This window comes from Aeromonas sp. Y318-1, from assembly GCF_027706125.1.
GTDB lineage: Bacteria > Pseudomonadota > Gammaproteobacteria > Enterobacterales > Aeromonadaceae > Aeromonas > Aeromonas hydrophila.
This window is the reverse complement of record NZ_JAPDCM010000002.1, coordinates 1-15,607: the sequence shown is the minus strand read 5'-3', so window position 1 is coordinate 15,607 and position 15,607 is coordinate 1. Positions and strand designations below refer to the sequence as shown.

At 58.6% G+C, this 15,607-nt stretch carries 15 protein-coding genes; 8 read left to right on the top strand and 7 right to left on the bottom strand.

Going from position 1 to position 15,607, the window contains the following annotated elements:
- Positions 1-19 precede the first annotated feature (19 nt).
- A complete protein-coding gene (gene msrA, locus OKB87_RS02695; protein ID WP_168967243.1) occupies positions 20-652 on the top strand; it encodes a peptide-methionine (S)-S-oxide reductase MsrA in 633 nt (210 codons plus the stop codon).
- Positions 653-991: 339 nt separating this feature from the next.
- Here msrA and OKB87_RS02690 read toward each other — a convergent pair whose 3' ends face one another.
- Genes OKB87_RS02690 through OKB87_RS02680 form a run of 3 tightly spaced genes read right to left on the bottom strand, consistent with a single transcriptional unit; the run spans position 992 to position 2,224 of the window.
- The gene (locus OKB87_RS02690; protein ID WP_024944925.1) at positions 992-1,327 is read right to left on the bottom strand and encodes a DUF3802 family protein; all 336 of its coding nucleotides are present in this window, start codon (positions 1,325-1,327) and stop codon (positions 992-994) included.
- A gap of 55 nt (positions 1,328-1,382) precedes the next feature.
- The gene (locus OKB87_RS02685) at positions 1,383-1,871 is read right to left on the bottom strand and encodes a GNAT family N-acetyltransferase (protein ID WP_270826379.1); all 489 of its coding nucleotides are present in this window, start codon (positions 1,869-1,871) and stop codon (positions 1,383-1,385) included.
- The gene (locus OKB87_RS02680) at positions 1,868-2,224 is read right to left on the bottom strand and encodes an MmcQ/YjbR family DNA-binding protein (protein WP_270826378.1); all 357 of its coding nucleotides are present in this window, start codon (positions 2,222-2,224) and stop codon (positions 1,868-1,870) included. The genes OKB87_RS02685 and OKB87_RS02680 overlap by 4 nt, the downstream gene beginning before the upstream one ends.
- Before the next feature lie 106 nt (positions 2,225-2,330).
- Here OKB87_RS02680 and OKB87_RS02675 point away from each other — a divergent pair, with 106 nt between their 5' ends.
- Positions 2,331-3,113 (top strand): alpha/beta fold hydrolase, encoded by a 783-nt coding sequence (locus OKB87_RS02675; protein WP_005302068.1) that lies wholly within the window; start codon positions 2,331-2,333, stop codon positions 3,111-3,113.
- 153 nt (positions 3,114-3,266) lie between these two features.
- A complete protein-coding gene (locus OKB87_RS02670; protein WP_270826377.1) occupies positions 3,267-3,662 on the top strand; it encodes a VOC family protein in 396 nt (131 codons plus the stop codon).
- 76 nt (positions 3,663-3,738) lie between these two features.
- On the opposite strand, the gene OKB87_RS02665 is transcribed toward OKB87_RS02670, so the two are convergent.
- The gene (locus tag OKB87_RS02665; RefSeq protein WP_139704571.1) at positions 3,739-4,053 is read right to left on the bottom strand and encodes a ribbon-helix-helix domain-containing protein; all 315 of its coding nucleotides are present in this window, start codon (positions 4,051-4,053) and stop codon (positions 3,739-3,741) included.
- A gap of 66 nt (positions 4,054-4,119) precedes the next feature.
- On the bottom strand, positions 4,120-5,025 hold the full coding sequence (locus OKB87_RS02660) for a LysR family transcriptional regulator (RefSeq protein WP_270826375.1): 906 nt from the start codon (positions 5,023-5,025) through the stop codon (positions 4,120-4,122).
- Positions 5,026-5,157: 132 nt separating this feature from the next.
- Between OKB87_RS02660 and OKB87_RS02655 the strand changes: the two genes are divergently transcribed.
- Genes OKB87_RS02655 through OKB87_RS02635 form a run of 5 tightly spaced genes read left to right on the top strand, consistent with a single transcriptional unit; the run spans position 5,158 to position 12,527 of the window.
- Entirely contained in the window at positions 5,158-6,855 is a 1,698-nt protein-coding gene (locus tag OKB87_RS02655) for an L-lactate permease (RefSeq protein ID WP_270826621.1), read from the top strand.
- A gap of 13 nt (positions 6,856-6,868) precedes the next feature.
- On the top strand, positions 6,869-7,645 hold the full coding sequence (locus tag OKB87_RS02650) for a (Fe-S)-binding protein (RefSeq protein ID WP_270826620.1): 777 nt from the start codon (positions 6,869-6,871) through the stop codon (positions 7,643-7,645).
- Positions 7,638-9,074, top strand: coding sequence for a LutB/LldF family L-lactate oxidation iron-sulfur protein (locus OKB87_RS02645; protein ID WP_270826374.1), 1,437 nt, complete (start codon positions 7,638-7,640; stop codon positions 9,072-9,074). Before OKB87_RS02650 ends, OKB87_RS02645 begins: the two co-directional genes overlap by 8 nt.
- 1 nt (position 9,075) lies before the next feature.
- Positions 9,076-9,720: a LutC/YkgG family protein gene (locus OKB87_RS02640; RefSeq protein WP_270826373.1), complete on the top strand. Its 645-nt coding sequence runs from the start codon at positions 9,076-9,078 to the stop codon at positions 9,718-9,720.
- Positions 9,720-12,527 (top strand): FAD-binding and (Fe-S)-binding domain-containing protein, encoded by a 2,808-nt coding sequence (locus OKB87_RS02635; protein ID WP_270826372.1) that lies wholly within the window; start codon positions 9,720-9,722, stop codon positions 12,525-12,527. Before OKB87_RS02640 ends, OKB87_RS02635 begins: the two co-directional genes overlap by 1 nt.
- Before the next feature lie 54 nt (positions 12,528-12,581).
- Here the strand turns inward: OKB87_RS02635 and OKB87_RS02630 are convergent, their stop codons facing one another.
- The gene (locus tag OKB87_RS02630) at positions 12,582-14,315 is read right to left on the bottom strand and encodes an anti-phage dCTP deaminase (protein WP_270826371.1); all 1,734 of its coding nucleotides are present in this window, start codon (positions 14,313-14,315) and stop codon (positions 12,582-12,584) included.
- Between the two features lie 120 nt (positions 14,316-14,435).
- Complete coding sequence (locus tag OKB87_RS02625; RefSeq protein ID WP_270826370.1) at positions 14,436-15,404, bottom strand: hypothetical protein; 969 nt, start codon at positions 15,402-15,404, stop codon at positions 14,436-14,438.
- Between the last annotated feature and the right edge of the window lie 203 nt (positions 15,405-15,607).

Sequence of the window (15,607 nt, the reverse complement as noted above, 5' to 3'; positions counted from 1 at the left end):
TTATACAAGGACAGGGTGCATGGAACAGATTATTTCGCCGGCAGACGCGCTGCCGGGACGCCGCGAGGCGATGGTGATTGGCCAGCAGCATGCGGTCAATGGTCACCCGACTCAGGGACCCTGGCCTGAAGGGATGGCGGTGGCCTGGTTCGGCATGGGCTGCTTCTGGGGGGTGGAACGCCTGTTCTGGCAGCAGCCCGGGGTCTACTCCACCGCCGCCGGCTATCAGGGCGGGGTGACCCAGAATCCCACCTACAAGGAGGTGTGCAGCGGATTGACCGGCCATGCCGAGACGGTGCAGGTGGTGTTTGATCCCAAGGTGATCAGCTATGGCGATCTGCTCAAGCTGTTCTGGGAGCAGCACGATCCGGCCCAGGGTATGCGCCAGGGCGGTGACATCGGCACCCAGTACCGCTCCGTCATCTTCTTCGGGGACGACACCCAGGAGGCGATTGCCCAGCAGAGTCTGGCCGCCTACCAGCAGGCGATGACGGCGAGCGGTGACGGGCGCACCATCACCACCCGCATTCTGCCGCTGGTGCCCTTCTATTACGCCGAGGATTACCATCAGCAATATCTGGAGAAGAATCCGGACGGATATTGCGGCCTGGGGGGCATCGGCGTCTGCCTGCCACCGAGCCTCAACAGCTAGGTGAAGATGACGGGTATCTGTGACTTGTCATTGATGGTAAAAAGAAAAAGGCCGCGTTTGCGGCCTTTTTATCGGGCGTTGTCAGGAGAATGAAAAAATCATAAAAAAATGTGTCATGGGTGGGAACTAAATTGAACCCGCTTTGCCTAACCTAGTAGCCACCATGGATGGCGGCTAAGACCAGACACATTTCTTGCCTCGAAAATTCATAAAAGTCATTGAAAAGCTTGATGAGTTGAAATGATAGCAAGCAGGGCTGCCCGTTGAAGGCGGCCCTTTTCATGTTTGCGGTGCGGAAAATTTGCGAAGGAGTGGCGAACTTGGCGTTCGCCATTGTGATCAGCTGATGGCGCCGTCAAACAGGTTCTTGATGAGGTCGATGAACTCTTCGAGGAAGGCTTTCTGCTCCGGGGTCGGGGCGCGCAGCCAGACGGCGGAGAGCACCTCTTCCAGATCGGCCACCACCGCATCGGCTTCCTGCATGATCACGAAGCGCAACTTGGGATCGAGCTGCGGGTTCTGCTCGCAGATGGCCATCAGGTTGCTGGCCACCCGGCCGCTCACCAGATCTTCGATGGTCTGTTCACCACTGCTCTGTTGCTGGGTTTCAAACAGTCCCAGACTCTCCACCAGATACTCAATCAGGGCGATATAGCCTTCGCTTTCTACAACCATGGCGGCCTCAATCCTCAACAATACGAAAAAACTGTGCGTATTTTAGTGGCTGGACCTAGCTTGGCAAGCGGCAGTGCAGGCGATAACGGATAAAACTGACCCCGCCGCGCTCCACGCTCTCCAATCCGGTCAGCTCAAAGCCATACCGTAAAAATAGCCCATAGCTGAAGACGCTGGCTTCCGTTGTCAGCTGTGTGAGTCCGAGCCGTTTTGCCTCGGCGAGGGCCGCAGCCAGCAGCTGGCTGCCATAGCCCCGGCGCGGGTGATCGGCGCTCACATAGAGCAGGCTGAGGTGGCCATCCTGACTCAGGGTGACGAAACCGAGTGGTTCGCCGCCTTGCTCCAGCACCCAGCCGTGGTGCTCGCGCAGCTGGCCGGCAAAGCCGGGATGATGGGCGCCGAGGGCCCATTGCTCGACCTGCTCCGGGCTGTAGTGCTGGGGGCCAATCCTTCTCACCGACTGCTCGAACAGGGCGCAAAGGGCGGGGATGTGTTGCTCGTTCAGCTGGACGAGCCTGGGCTCTGCTGCCATGGCGGGGCTCATCGCTGCGGTGCCTGCGGGCGCTTGGCCTTGGGCAGACCGGCCACCACCCGCTCGTAGGAGTGATGCACCCAGCCTTGCCAGAGATCGTCGGCCAGGCTGTCGTTGAAGGTAACCGTGTTCCAGTGCTGCTTGTTCATGTGCCAGCCCGGTTTGACCTCGGGGTGGAGTTCGCGCAGCAGCAGGGCCAGCTCGGGTTCGCACTTGAGGTTCAGCCGCAGCGGCTCGGCCTGCCAGTCCAGCAGGGCAAACATCTTGCCGGCGATGCGATAGACCAGGATCTCTGGGCCGAAGGGGGTATCCTCCTGAGCGCCCGGCAGGGTCAGCAGAAAGGATCTCAAACGGGTCAAGTCCATGGTCATGCTCCTCGCCGCTTGCGGTGCAAACGTATTAGTCGGGTGAAAAAATCTGCTAAGATGCGCGCCTACTATACCCCAATGCCGTCGATGAGGGAGTCGCAAGATGCTGTATCACAAGACCTTCGAGCTGGGTCCCGAGCGGGATTGGGTAGTATTCGTGCACGGGGCGGGCGGCAGCTCCTCCATCTGGTTCAAGCAGCTGCGCGCCTATCGCGAACACTTCAACGTGCTGCTGCTGGATCTGCGCGGCCACGGCCAGTCCCACAAGCTGCAGCAGGTGATCAAGGGCCACTACAGCTTTCGGGCGGTGACCGAGGATATCCTGCAACTGCTCGATCACCTCAACATTCGCCGCGCCCACTTCGTCGGCATCTCCCTTGGCACCATCCTCATTCGCCATCTGGCGGAGCTCTGCCCCGAGCGGGTCAAGAGCATGGTGCTGGGCGGCGCTATTTTGCGGCTCGACATCCGCTCGCGGGTGCTGGTGCAGCTCGGCCGCCTCGGCCAGCACATCCTGCCTTACATGTGGCTCTACCGGTTGTTTGCCTTCATCATCATGCCCCGCCAGCACCATCAGGAGTCACGCAACCTGTTCGTGCGCGAGGCGCGCAAATTGTGCCAAAAAGAGTTCAAGCGCTGGTTTCGCCTCGCCACCGAGGTAAACCCTCTGATGCGTTATTTTAAGGAGCGGGCCCTGCCTATTCCGACCCTCTATGTGATGGGGGAGGAGGATCACATGTTCCTGGCGCCGGTGCGCGAGCAGGTGGCGCGCGACCCCTACAGCCGGCTCGAGATCATCGACGGCTGCGGCCACGTCTGCAACGTGGAGCGGCCCGAGCACTTCAACCGCCAGTCGCTGGCCTTTCTCACCGCCCAGCCCGGCTGAATTGGCGCCAGCCGCCGATTTGATGCGGCCCTGGTGGCTTGAGCCTGCGAGGTCATGTCAGGTTTTGGCCGCCGATTTCCGGGTGCTAGTCCACTACTACCTGGCCGGCTGAGCCCTTGGTTACCCTGTGACTCCCATCACCAAGGAGTCCCTATGACCAAACTCATCCACACCATGATCCGGGTTCGCGACCTGGATAGATCCGTACGTTTCTACCGCGAGGCCCTCGAGCTGGCGGTGCGGGATCACTTCCCCTTCGACGGTTTTTCCCTCACCTACCTTGCCAATGACCAGAGTGGCTTCGAGCTCGAATTGACTCACAACCACGGGCAGGTCGAGCCCTACAGCCACGGTAACGGCTATGGCCATCTGGCGGTGACGGTGGAAGACATCGAGGCGGCGCATCAGCGTCTGACGGCGCTGGGTCTGGCCCCTGCGCCGGTCAAGGCGATGCACCATGAGGGCACCCTGCTGGCCCGGCTGTTCTTTTTGACCGACCCCGACGGTTACCAGATCGAGTTCATCGAGCGGGCCGGCCGCTTCGCCTGAGCTTGAAGCGTGGAATAGGAAGGGGCCGCAGCCTGGTGCTGCGGCTCTTTTTTCATGAGGAAGGAAGCTGCGCCCCTCAGGCTGCGACGTCCGGCTCCTGTCTTGTTTCCAGATGGACCAGGCAGGAGCAGCGCAGCAGGGAGGCAAAGTTGCTCATCTCCATGCCGTTGCCGAGCGCCTCCTGATAAAGCTCGGAGAGAAACAGCCCCATGGAGCGTCCCTGGGCCTGACAGAGCTGCTCCAGGATGGTCCAGAACTTGTTTTCCAGCCGGATGCTGGTGCTGTGGCCGCAGATCCGCACCGAGCGGGTGGTGCAGGCGTAGTGAGTGGGATCCTGGCCAGAGAAGACGGTGCACATGGGCTGGTCCTGAGCGGTAAAGGGGAGGGCCATGGTAGGCAACTCTGCCGCCCGGGTCAAAAAAGCCCCCCGTTGATACGGGATGAGCGCCATCCCCCGTCAGCCAAAATAGTGGGCTATGTCGAGGTAGCGCTGGCGGATGTGCTCGATCAGCAGCCGGATCTTGCGCGGCGGCTGGCGGGTAAAGGGGTAGACGGCGTAGATGCCGAGCTTCTTACCCACCTGATCGGGGAAGAGATCCACCAGCTCGCCCTTCATCAGATCGTGATAGACCAGGCAACGCGGCACATAGACGATGCCGCGCCCCCCCAGCGCTGCCTTGCGCAGGGCGCCGGCGTTGTCGGTGCAAAAACTGCCCGACACCGACAGCAGGTAGTTGCCCTCTTCCCCCTTGAAGGCCCACTCCGAGGCCCCCGTGCTCTGGTAGGCGTAGCGCAGGCAGTTGTGGGTGAGCAAGTCTGATGGCTCGCGCGGTGCCCCGAAGCGGCGCACATAGGCGGGGGCGGCGCAGATCACCCACTGGGAGTCGAGGATGTGGCGGGCTATGAGGCTGGAGTCATCCAGATAACCGGTGCGAATGACCAGGTCGAACCCCTCTTCCACCAGATTGACGAAGCGGTTGTCCAGCGACATCTCCACCGTGAGCCCCGGGTGTTGCTGGCAAAAATCGGCCACCGCGTCGGCCAGCAGCAGCTCGCCGGAGATGGTGGGCACCGACATTCGCACATGACCGCTCACCTTTTCACCAAAACCCGCCACCGCGTCGAAGGCGTCCAGTGCGGCGGCCTTCACATTTTTGGCACCCTGATAGAGCTCCTTGCCCGCCTCGCTCAGGGTGAGCCGGCGGGTGGTGCGATAGAGCAGCTGCACCCCGAGTTCCTCCTCCAGGCGCCCGATCCGTTTACTAACTACCGAATTTGTCAGGGAATTTTGTTCAGCTACCTTGCTGAAGGAGCCGGCCTCCACCACCTGGGCGAAGAGGATGAGGTCGTCGGTACTGGTCATATTGATCAACTTTTGGAACTAATGTTGTTCATTATTTCCATATATCGCGAAAAAGGAACAGGGTAAGGTCACGTCCGCTTAACAAAACAACAACAAGGTGCGCCTCTGCACCGCTCGGACAAGGACGCAATGATGACAGACACCCTGCTGGCCCTGGTGGCCTTCTCGCCGATCCTGGTGGCCGCCGTGCTGCTGGTCGGCCTCAACTGGCCCGCCAAGCGCGCCATGCCCGTCGCCTTTTTGTTGACCGTGTTCATTGCCCTGTGGGGCTGGCAGATGAGCCCGACCCGGCTCTTTGCCTCCACCCTGCAGGGGCTGGTGATCACGGTAACCGTGCTCTGGATCGTGTTCGGCGCCATCCTGATGCTCAACACCCTCAAGCACACCGGCGCCATCAGCGCCATTCGCAGCGGCTTTACCAACATCTCGCCGGACCGGCGCATCCAGGCCATCATCATCGCCTGGTGCTTCGGCGCCTTTATCGAAGGGGCCTCCGGTTTTGGCACTCCGGCCGCCATCGCGGCGCCGCTGCTGGTGGCCATCGGCTTTCCGGCGCTGGCCGCGGTGCTGCTCGGCATGATGATCCAGTCCACCCCGGTGTCGTTCGGTGCGGTGGGCACCCCCATTCTGGTGGGGATCAACAAGGGGCTCGACAGCCAGACCATCGGCCAGACCCTGAGCGCCGGCGGCAGCAGCTGGGAGGTCTACCTGCAGCAGGTGACCACCAACGTGGCCCTGATTCACGCCGTGGTCGGCACCCTGATGCCGGTGCTGATGGTGATGATGCTGACCCGCTTCTTTGGCCGCCACCGCAGCTGGACCGAGGGGCTCGCCATCCTGCCGTTCGCGATTTTCGCCGGGCTCGCCTTCACCGTCCCCTATGCCCTGACCGGCATGCTGCTTGGCCCCGAGTTCCCGTCCCTCATCGGCGGGCTGGTGGGGCTGGCCCTGGTGGTGACGGCGGCGCGAGCCGGTTTTTTGGTGCCGAAATCCAGCTGGGATTTCGCCCCCGAGCAGGAGTGGCCCGCCGAGTGGCTGGGTTCCCTCAAGCTCGATCTCAAAGAGGCCGCCGCCCGCCCCATGTCGCTGCTGCTGGCCTGGCTCCCCTATGTGGCGCTGGCCCTCCTGCTGGTGGCCAGCCGGGTGAGCCCGGCATTCAAGGCCAGCCTCCTGTCGGTGAGCCTCGCCTTCACCGACCTCCTGGGAGAGAAGGGGGTCAGCGCCTCCATTGAGCCGCTCTATCTGCCGGGGGGCCTGCTGGTGCTCTGCGCCCTGCTCGCCACCTTGCTGCAATCGCGCTCCCTCGCCCCCTTCGGGCGGGCGTTGGGGGAGTCCAGCCGCACCCTGATTGGCGCCGGCTTCGTGCTGATCTTCACCGTGCCCATGGTGCGCATCTTCATCAACTCTGGCGTCAACGGGGCGGATCTCGCCAGCATGCCGGTGACCACCGCGAACTTTGCCGCCGGGCTGGTGGGGGAGTTCTTCCCGGCGCTCAGCGCCACCATAGGCGCGCTGGGGGCCTTTATCGCCGGCTCCAACACGGTGTCGAACATGATGTTCAGCCAGTTCCAGTTTGAAGTGGCGCAGACCCTGGGGGTCTCCACTGCCGCCATGCTGGCGCTGCAGGCCGTGGGCGCAGCCGCTGGCAACATGATTGCCATTCACAACGTGGTGGCGGCGTCGGCCACCGTGGGGCTGCTCGGCCGTGAGGGGGCGACGCTGCGCAAGACCGCGCTGCCGACCCTCTACTACCTGCTGGCCACCGGCCTTATCGGGTTGGCGCTCATGTACAGCTTCCACATCTCGGACGTCCTGCTGCAGTTGAAGTAAAGGAGAGCAAGTGATGAAGGTAATGCGGGTCTATCCGGCCAAGCCGGCCGATGTCTATCTCTACGCCACCTGTCTGGTGGACCTGTTCGACCCGGTGGCGGGGCTCGATGCCATCGCCCTGCTCGAGCGGGAAGGGATAAGGGTGCACTTTGTCGAGAAACAGACCTGCTGCGGGCAGCCGGCCTACACCTCGGGCCATGAAGAGGAGGCGCGCCAGGTGGCGCAAAGCCAGATGGCACTCTTCCCCGAACCCTGGCCGGTGGTGGTGCTGTCGGGCTCCTGCGGCGGCATGATGCACCACCACTATGCACGTCTCTTCCCCGAGAGCTCCGAGGTGGCGGCGTTTTGCGAGCGGGTGTTCGAGCTCACCGAGTTTCTGGCCCAGGTCTGCCGGGTGCGCTGGCACGGGGTGGGGAGGGCAAGCATCGTCATGCACACCTCCTGCTCGGCCCGGCGCGAGATGCAGGTGCACAGCCGGGCCCGCGCCCTGCTGGGCCAGCTCGATGGGGTCACCTTGCATGAGCAGGCCTACGAGAGCGAGTGCTGCGGCTTTGGCGGCACCTTCTCGGTGCGCCATCCCCACATCAGCCAGGCCATGGTGGAGGACAAGACCCGCCACCTGCTAGCCACCGGCGCCGACACCCTGGTGAGCGCCGACTGGGGATGCCTCTTGAACATCAAGGGATCCCTGGCCTATCAGGGCAAGACACTGCCCGCCATGCACCTGGCCAGCTTCCTGCTCGCCCACAGCAAGCCTTTGTCAGAAAAACAGGAGGCCCATCATGAGTGAGTACGCCAAGTATTCGCCGCGCCGCTTTCATCCCCAGGCCGAGGCGGCCCTGGCCGACCCCGTGCTGCGCCAGAACTTTCGCGGCGCCATGGATTACCTGCGCGGCAAGCGCCGCGACGCCTTCGCAGACCCGCAGGAAGAAGCGGCGGTGCGCGATGCGGCGGAGCAAATTCGCCAGCGCTGCCTGTCGCGCCTGCCGGAACTCCTGGTGCAGCTCGAGGCCAACTGCGAGCGCAACGGCATCAAGGTGCACTGGGCCCAGACGCCGGCCGAGGCCAACGCCATCATCCTTCGCATCGCCCAGCAACATGGGGTGAGCAGCATCGTCAAGGGCAAGTCCATGGTGAGTGAGGAGGTGGGCTTTAACCACGAGATGGCGCGCCACGGCATCCGCTGCCTTGAGAGCGACATGGGGGAGTTTATCGTCCAGCTCGACGGCGACACCCCGTCCCACATCATCATGCCCGCCATCCACAAGAACAAGCAGGAGGTGAGCGACACCTTCGCCGGCAATCTGGCGGATTTCACCCCCACCACCGACGTGGACGCCCTGATCCAGACCGGGCGGCGGGCCCTGCGTGAAGAGTTTCGCCGCGCCGGCATGGGGCTCTCCGGCGTCAACTTCGCGGTGGCTGAGACCGGCAGCCTGTGTCTGGTGGAGAACGAGGGCAACGGGCGCATGTGCACCACGGTGCCGAAAGTGCACGTGGCCATCACCGGCATCGAGAAGGTGGTGGAATATTTCAGCGACGTGCCGCCGCTCTACAGCGCCCTGACCCGCTCGGCCACCGGCCAGGCCATCACCACCTACTTCAACGTCATCAGCGGCCCGCGCCGGGCAGGGGAGCTGGACGGCCCGGACGAGGTGCACCTGGTGCTGCTGGACAACGGTCGCAGCCAGGCTTACCGGGACGAAGAGCTGCGCAAGACCCTGCAGTGCATCCGCTGCGGCGCCTGCATGAACCACTGCCCGGTCTACACCCGCATCGGCGGTCACGCCTACGGCACTATCTACCCAGGCCCCATCGGCAAAATCATCTCCCCCCACCTGCTGGGGCTGGAAAGCACCAGCGATCTGGTGACTGCATCGAGCCTGTGCGGCGCTTGCGGCGAGGTGTGCCCGGTGCGCATCCCCATCCCCGACATGCTGCAGCGCCTGCGCCGGGAGGCCAAGCACGACGCACAGCCTGGCCACGAACCGTTGGCGGGGCAGGGGGCGGCCAGGAGCCGGCTCGAGACCCTTGCCATGCAGGGCTTTGCTTTTGCCGCCACCCACCCGCGCCTCTATCACGCCGCGACCGGGGTGGCCGGTCGCCTGCGTGGGCTGATGCCAAAGCATCTGGGCCCCTGGACCCAGTGCCGCGAGGCCCCCAAACCCGCCCCCCAGAGCCTGCACGCCCTGCTGCGCCAGAAGAAGAAGGAGTCCTGAGATGTCGAGCAAAGAGGCTATCTTGAACCGCCTGCGCGGCGCCGCCACCCCCATTGCCCACGCACCGCACGCCTGGCAGCCCTGGCGCGGGGTAGATGACAACGCACGGCGCGAGCGCTTTGTTGCCGGGATCAGCGCCAGCCACGCCGAGATCCTCACCGTCAAGGAGGAAACACTGGCCCGGGAGCTGACCGCTTGGCTGGATGAAGAGGGCGTGACGAGTCTGGCCTGTGGCCAGGGCGGCCGCTGGCAGGAGGCGGTCGCGGCCGCCTGCGCCGGGCGCTCTGTGCTGACCCCCTCTGGCGAGTTCGCAAGCTGGAAGGACGATCTGTTCGATGCCTGTCAGGCTGGCATCACCCACTGCGCGGGCGCCATCGCCGATACCGGGACTCTGGTGTTGCTGCCGGATGGCGGCGAGCCGCGCACACTCTCGCTGGTGCCCCCCTGCCATATCGCGCTGCTGGCGGCCTCCACCGTTGCCGACAACCTGGCAGGGCTGGTGGCGGCCGGGTGCTGGCAGCAGGCCATGCCCACCAATCTGCTGCTGGTCTCCGGCCCCTCCAAGACCGCCGATATCCAGCAGACCCTGGCCTACGGCGCCCATGGCCCGAGCCGTCTCTTGGTCGTACTGATGGAGGATTGCTGATGCGCTGGAATGAATTTGACGCCGCCGTGCTCTCGCGCATCTCGCCGGAGCGCCTGGTGAGCGACCCGGACTTGCGATTGGCCCACGGCACGGACGCCAGCTTCTACCGGCTGGTGCCCGAGCGCATCGTGCGCCTCGACTCCCTCGATGAAGTGCGCTTCGTGCTGTCGGTGTGCCGCGAATTGGGCCTGCCGTGCACCTTTCGCGCCGCCGGCACCAGTCTCTCGGGCCAGGCCCTGAGCGATTCGGTGCTCATCACCCTGACCGACAGCTGGCGCGGCCACCGCATTCTGGACGAGGGGGCCCGCATCGCCCTGCAACCCGGGGTGATCGGCGCCGATGCCAACCGCTATCTGGCGCCCCTGGGGCGCAAGATTGGGCCGGATCCCGCCTCCATCAACGCCTGCAAGCTGGGCGGCATCGCCGCCAACAACGCGAGCGGCATGTGCTGCGGCACCGCCCACAACAGCTACCACACCCTGCACGCCATGACCCTGCTGCTGGCCGATGGCACCGTGCTGGACAGTGGCGATCCCCAGAGCCGCGCCGCCTTTGCGGCCAGGCGCCCGGAGCTGCTCACGGGGCTCGCCGCCCTGCGCGCCGAGGTGCTGGCGAACGCCGAGCTTGCCGCCAAGATCCGCCACAAGTACCGGCTCAAGAACACCACCGGCTACGCCATCAATGCCCTGCTCGATCATGAGGACCCCGTCGATATCCTCACCCACCTGATGATCGGCTCGGAGGGGACCCTCGGCTTTATCGCCGAGGTGGTGCTCGACACCGTGCCCGAATACCCCCACAAGGCCTCGGCTCTGCTGGTGTTTCGGGACGCCGAGCAGGCCTGTCTGGCCACCTCGCGGCTCAAAGCTGCCCCGGTGGCGGCGGTGGAGCTGATGGATGGGCGCTCCCTTCGCTCGGTGGCGGGCAAGCCCGGCCTGCCGGACTTTATCAAGACCCTGGATCTGGCTGCCTGCGCCCTGCTTGTCGAGGTGCATGGGGAGTCGAAGGAAGAGTTGGTGGATCGCTGTGAGCAGGTGACGGCCATGGCCGCCGAGTTCGCCCAGGTCGCCTCTGTGCCTTTTACTACCGACAGCGCCGGGCTCTGGGCCATTCGCAAGGGGCTCTTCCCGGCGGTGGGGGCGGTGCGCACCACTGGCACCACCGTCATCATCGAGGATGTCGCCTTTCCCATCGAGCGTCTGGCCGAAGGGGTGGCGGGGCTGCAAGCCCTGTTCGATCGCTTCGAATACGGTGAAGCCATCATCTTCGGCCACGCGCTGGAGGGGAACCTGCACTTCGTCTTTACCCAGGGGTTCGACGATCCGGCGCAGGTGGCCCGCTACGGCGCCTTTATGGACGCGGTGGCCGAGCTGGTCGCGGTGCGCTTTGGCGGGTCCCTCAAGGCCGAGCACGGCACCGGCCGCAACATGGCCCCCTATGTGGAGCTGGAATGGGGGCCGGAGGGGATGGCGCTGATGCGCCGCATCAAGGCGCTGCTCGACCCAGCTGGCCTGCTCAATCCCGGCGTCATCATCAACGACGACCCCAAGGCCCACCTGGCCCACCTCAAACCCATGCCGGCGAGCGATGCCATCGTCGATCCGTGTATCGAGTGCGGCTTTTGCGAGGCGGTCTGCCCCTCGCGCACCCTGTCGCTGTCGCCGCGCCAGCGCATCGTGCTTTACCGCGAACTGGCCCGCCGCAATCGTGCCGATGAGCCCTCCAACCAGTTGGCCCAGCTATTTGACTATCAGGGCATCGACACCTGCGCCGCCACCGGGCTGTGCGCCGATCGCTGCCCGGTGGGCATCAACACCGGCAGCCTGATCAAGAAGCTGCGCAGCGAAAAGTACCAGCGCTTCGTGCCCATCGCCCGATGGAGCGCCGATCACTTCGCTGGTGTTACCCGCACCGCCCGCAGTGCGTTGGGCCTAAAAGCCATTGCGGGCAAGGTGCTGGGAGACAAGGCGCTGGCTGGGCTGGTGAACGGGGTTCGCCATCTGAGCGGCCAGCGCACCCCCGCCTGGCTGCCGACCCTGCCGGGGCCGAGCCGCTACCTGTGGCCGCAAGGGGAGGGGAGCCATGGCGGATCCAATGAGGGCATTGGAGAGGATCGCGCTGTGGTCTATTTGCCGTCCTGCGCGAGCCGGGTGTTCGGCCAGCAGGAGGAGGCCCCGTCACTGCCGGACGTGGTGTTATCCCTGCTCAAGAAGGCGGGCTGCCGGGTCATCGTGCCGGTGAGAGTTGAGGGGCTCTGCTGCGGCATGCCTTATGACAGCAAGGGGATGGTCGAGGTAGCGGGAGCCAAGCGCACTGAGCTGGCCGAGGCCCTGTGGCAGGCAAGCGAGCAGGGGCGCTGGCCCGTGCTGCTCGACACCAACCCCTGCGTGCAGCGACTGCTTTCGGGGGCGATCGGCAAGGGCCTTCGGGCGTTTGAGCCCGCTACCTTTGTGCTGGAACACCTGCTGCCCCACCTTGAGCTGACCCCCATCGATGAGACAGTGATGCTCCATATCACCTGCAGCAGCCGGCGCATGGGGCTCGGGGAAACCATGCTGGCGCTGGCCTGCGCCTGTGCCCGCGAGGTGATCGTGCCTGAGCATATCCAGTGCTGCGGCTTTGCCGGCGACAAGGGGCTGATGATCCCGGAGCTCAACGCCGCCGCCCTCGCCAGCCTGCCCGCTCAGATACCCAGCGATTGCCGTCAGGGATTCAGCAACAGCCGTACCTGCGAGATGGGGCTCAGCCAGCACGCCGGCATTCCCTATCACAGTATCCTCTATCTGGTGGATCAGGCGGCGAAATAAATAAAACCCCGGTAAAGCAAGCTCTGCCGGGGTTTTATAAGAAAGAATGAAGGCTTATAAGGCCATCATATGTTCAAGTTCATCTTTTATAGGAATTATTTGCTCATATAAGCGATGATAGGCTTTACCTATTGCACCTCTAAATTGGATCAGTTTGGGAACATTATTACCAATGTTAATGATATGCTCTTGAGCTATTCCTGGATATGGATCGATAAATATGATCTCTGCAATGCCTAATTGATAAGCTTTTTTAGCACATAACTCACAAGGGCTTGCAGTTGTGTATAGCTTACCACCCTCTATTCCAGAGGAACCATATTTAGTAAGCTGTAAAAAGGCATTTTCCTCAGCATGTAATGCTCTTGTATGAACTTGATTTCCCTTGTCATCCAGACTGTTGTGAATATCTTTAAAGCAATAAGATAAATTGTGTCCTTCAAAAACAGGTTTCTTTGAATTTACTTCTTTGATTTTAATTAATCTATCATGTGCTTTTGCTCTGAAGAGCTGATTGTTTCTTTCATAATGACTGTAAGATACAGGGTTGAACTCTTCAATTAAACCAGTTAATGAGCGCATAGAGCAAGGTACTTGGCCCTTTGCTACATCGTTCCAACCAACAGATTTAATTGAGTTGTGAGAGTCTGTAACTACTGCGCCAACTTGACGAGATATACACCCTGAGTTCATTTTCATTGTGTAGGCAACTTGCATTACCCTTTCCATTGAGGAGGGTGGTATTAACCCAGGGTGCTGCATTAATGCAATATACCAAGCAATTTGAGCTTTTAGAATATTATTGTTATTAAACTCACTCTTAGGGTTGAATAAGTGGATATCCGATATTTCAATGCATTTTTTTACATTTTGATTAGTGAATGCTACAAATTTTCCTTCCGTTTTTCCTGATTCAATCTTTTCTATTGTATCTATCTGGTCGGATGAAAATTTGTGTAGTTTCTGCATATACCTGCTGCGATGTTCAGCTGGAGCATTAATTGAAACTAAATGAAAAGCAGCATAACGGTCTTTGAAAAATTTGGCTTCGTAAGGATTGCGGATCGCGTCAATAACAATATATGCTTTATTTTTTGTTATTTTTCTTATTACTTTTATTATTCGGTTGATAGTTTCTGGTAGATTAAATACGCATGTAGGGTCAAACTCAGCTTTATCATAAGCATTTTGAACGCTACCTGTCTTGCGAATAGAGTTACCACTGGCTTGGTAGGTAGATACATAAAGACCGTGACTTATATCATCTAACTCTTTTTTGAAGTCTCGGGTGAATTTTCTAATAAGAGTCAGTATACGGATAAAATCATTAGCTTCTTTTTCCGTAACATGCAGGTCTTTTGAATGATCTAGCAGGTTATGTATTAACTCTTTGTAATTTAATACAAGGCGATTATTACTGAACACACCACTTTTTAGCTTATCATAAACAAGATTTTCATTTAAAGATTGATTGCTTGTGCTACATATGAATTTAGCGAGATGCTCTGGAGAAAGTGTTAATATATAAGTTGATATTAAATCACTCACTTTTATTGAATAGAAATTACTCCAGTGCTGCTCAGCATATTTTTTAACTATTTTATAGCGAGTTATATCTAAGCCTTTATAAAAACCATTTAAATGCTCTGGTTCTGGAAAGTTTGGGTTCTTGCTTTCCAATATATTTGCTGTCGTTGTACATCCTGAACCAGTACGGCCGGTTAAACCTACTAAAATAAACTGACTATTCTCTAAGAATAACTGACTTATAAATTGCGTACTTTGCATAAATCTCTCGTTTTTATATAAAACAATTAGATGATATGGTTAAAATTAGTAGTGAAGTAGATTGTAATTTTAAGTGTTAATGCTATATTTCTATTTACTAGAGGGCTTATGAATTAGTGGTTACGAAAACTCCCTATCATGAAAAAGATCACCTTGAGAATTTTGTAAACTTCTTTTGTGTCGATATGCGCGACCTTGTATAGTTTCAACATTTTTGTAACCGCTTATATTTTCAATTACTGTTTCTACAGCATAACCCGTAGTGACAATTTCACCGATTTCATCCAATTTCCTATATATAATTAGGGCGCATTTGATAGCTGAGCCATGTTGGAAGCTAATTCGCTCACTAAGAACATCCTGTTTAAAAACATTATCTTTCATGATGAAGCTAATCGGTTCTCCATCAAAAATACCTTTCCACTTATAGTTTCCTTGTTTTAGAACTGGGGAAACGATTTCTATAACTGCCTCATCTACAGTTTGAATTGGTAAGGAATTTGAGTTTAATATAAATCTGGAAAATCTATTTCTAGTTATTTCTGATTCAGGTTTAGACTCTATGTCATCTGCAGTGAGGCTATTTACACCGACCTTAAATACTTTTTTGTAACTATTAAGGTGTTTAAAGAAATTTGAGCGCCGAGTAATTATTTTGTAATTTTCGTTAACTACTTCTGCAGCTTTAGCTAGAGTGTTGTAATTAATATTGCTTGATTCTATCTCTGTTTTAAGTAGTTTAATTCTTAGTTTTCTTTCTTCAATACTTAAGCGAAGATCTTCTTTTTGAAGTCTATCGAGTTCAGAATCTGACCTTGGTAGCAGTGGTACAACAATTGATGCAATGCCAATTATTATTGAAATAACACCAGCATTAGCATTCGCTAATTTCCATATGTCTCGTAACCCCCCCTCTCTATGAGCTTCACATTCAATCAAAACACTTTCATTAAGAGTTTTCGCAATCTCTATGAGGATAGCAATTATCTCGGCTTCACATCTATTACGCACGATGGCGTCCATTGAGTGAGAGTTGTCATCGAAGTAGTAATGTATTTGAAACCTATTTGCTAAAAGTTGCTTGTTCATAAATTTTATCTAGAGGATTGATGTGAGTATTATGCTGGTTCAGGCAACTGTTACGGAGATTAATACTGGGGTTGTTGACCAGAAAGGCAGATATCTAGAATTAAACATCTCAGACGGTAAACCACTAGGGAAGGTGCGAACAAGTCCCTGATATGAGATCATGTTTGTCATCTGGAGCCATGGAACAGGGTTCATCATGAGTC

Coding starts and splice junctions, on each gene's coding strand:
- OKB87_RS02665 (WP_139704571.1), bottom strand. CDS start 4,053: ATGGCCCTCCCCTTTACCGCTCAGGACCAGCCCATGTGCACCGTCTTC.
- OKB87_RS02625 (WP_270826370.1), bottom strand. CDS start 15,404: ATGAACAAGCAACTTTTAGCAAATAGGTTTCAAATACATTACTACTTC.
- OKB87_RS02655 (WP_270826621.1), top strand. CDS start 5,158: ATGACAGACACCCTGCTGGCCCTGGTGGCCTTCTCGCCGATCCTGGTG.
- OKB87_RS02650 (WP_270826620.1), top strand. CDS start 6,869: ATGAAGGTAATGCGGGTCTATCCGGCCAAGCCGGCCGATGTCTATCTC.
- OKB87_RS02640 (WP_270826373.1), top strand. CDS start 9,076: ATGTCGAGCAAAGAGGCTATCTTGAACCGCCTGCGCGGCGCCGCCACC.
- OKB87_RS02660 (WP_270826375.1), bottom strand. CDS start 5,025: ATGACCAGTACCGACGACCTCATCCTCTTCGCCCAGGTGGTGGAGGCC.
- OKB87_RS02680 (WP_270826378.1), bottom strand. CDS start 2,224: ATGGACTTGACCCGTTTGAGATCCTTTCTGCTGACCCTGCCGGGCGCT.
- OKB87_RS02670 (WP_270826377.1), top strand. CDS start 3,267: ATGACCAAACTCATCCACACCATGATCCGGGTTCGCGACCTGGATAGA.
- OKB87_RS02630 (WP_270826371.1), bottom strand. CDS start 14,315: ATGCAAAGTACGCAATTTATAAGTCAGTTATTCTTAGAGAATAGTCAG.
- OKB87_RS02645 (WP_270826374.1), top strand. CDS start 7,638: ATGAGTGAGTACGCCAAGTATTCGCCGCGCCGCTTTCATCCCCAGGCC.
- msrA (WP_168967243.1), top strand. CDS start 20: ATGGAACAGATTATTTCGCCGGCAGACGCGCTGCCGGGACGCCGCGAG.
- OKB87_RS02635 (WP_270826372.1), top strand. CDS start 9,720: ATGCGCTGGAATGAATTTGACGCCGCCGTGCTCTCGCGCATCTCGCCG.
- OKB87_RS02675 (WP_005302068.1), top strand. CDS start 2,331: ATGCTGTATCACAAGACCTTCGAGCTGGGTCCCGAGCGGGATTGGGTA.
- OKB87_RS02690 (WP_024944925.1), bottom strand. CDS start 1,327: ATGGTTGTAGAAAGCGAAGGCTATATCGCCCTGATTGAGTATCTGGTG.
- OKB87_RS02685 (WP_270826379.1), bottom strand. CDS start 1,871: ATGAGCCCCGCCATGGCAGCAGAGCCCAGGCTCGTCCAGCTGAACGAG.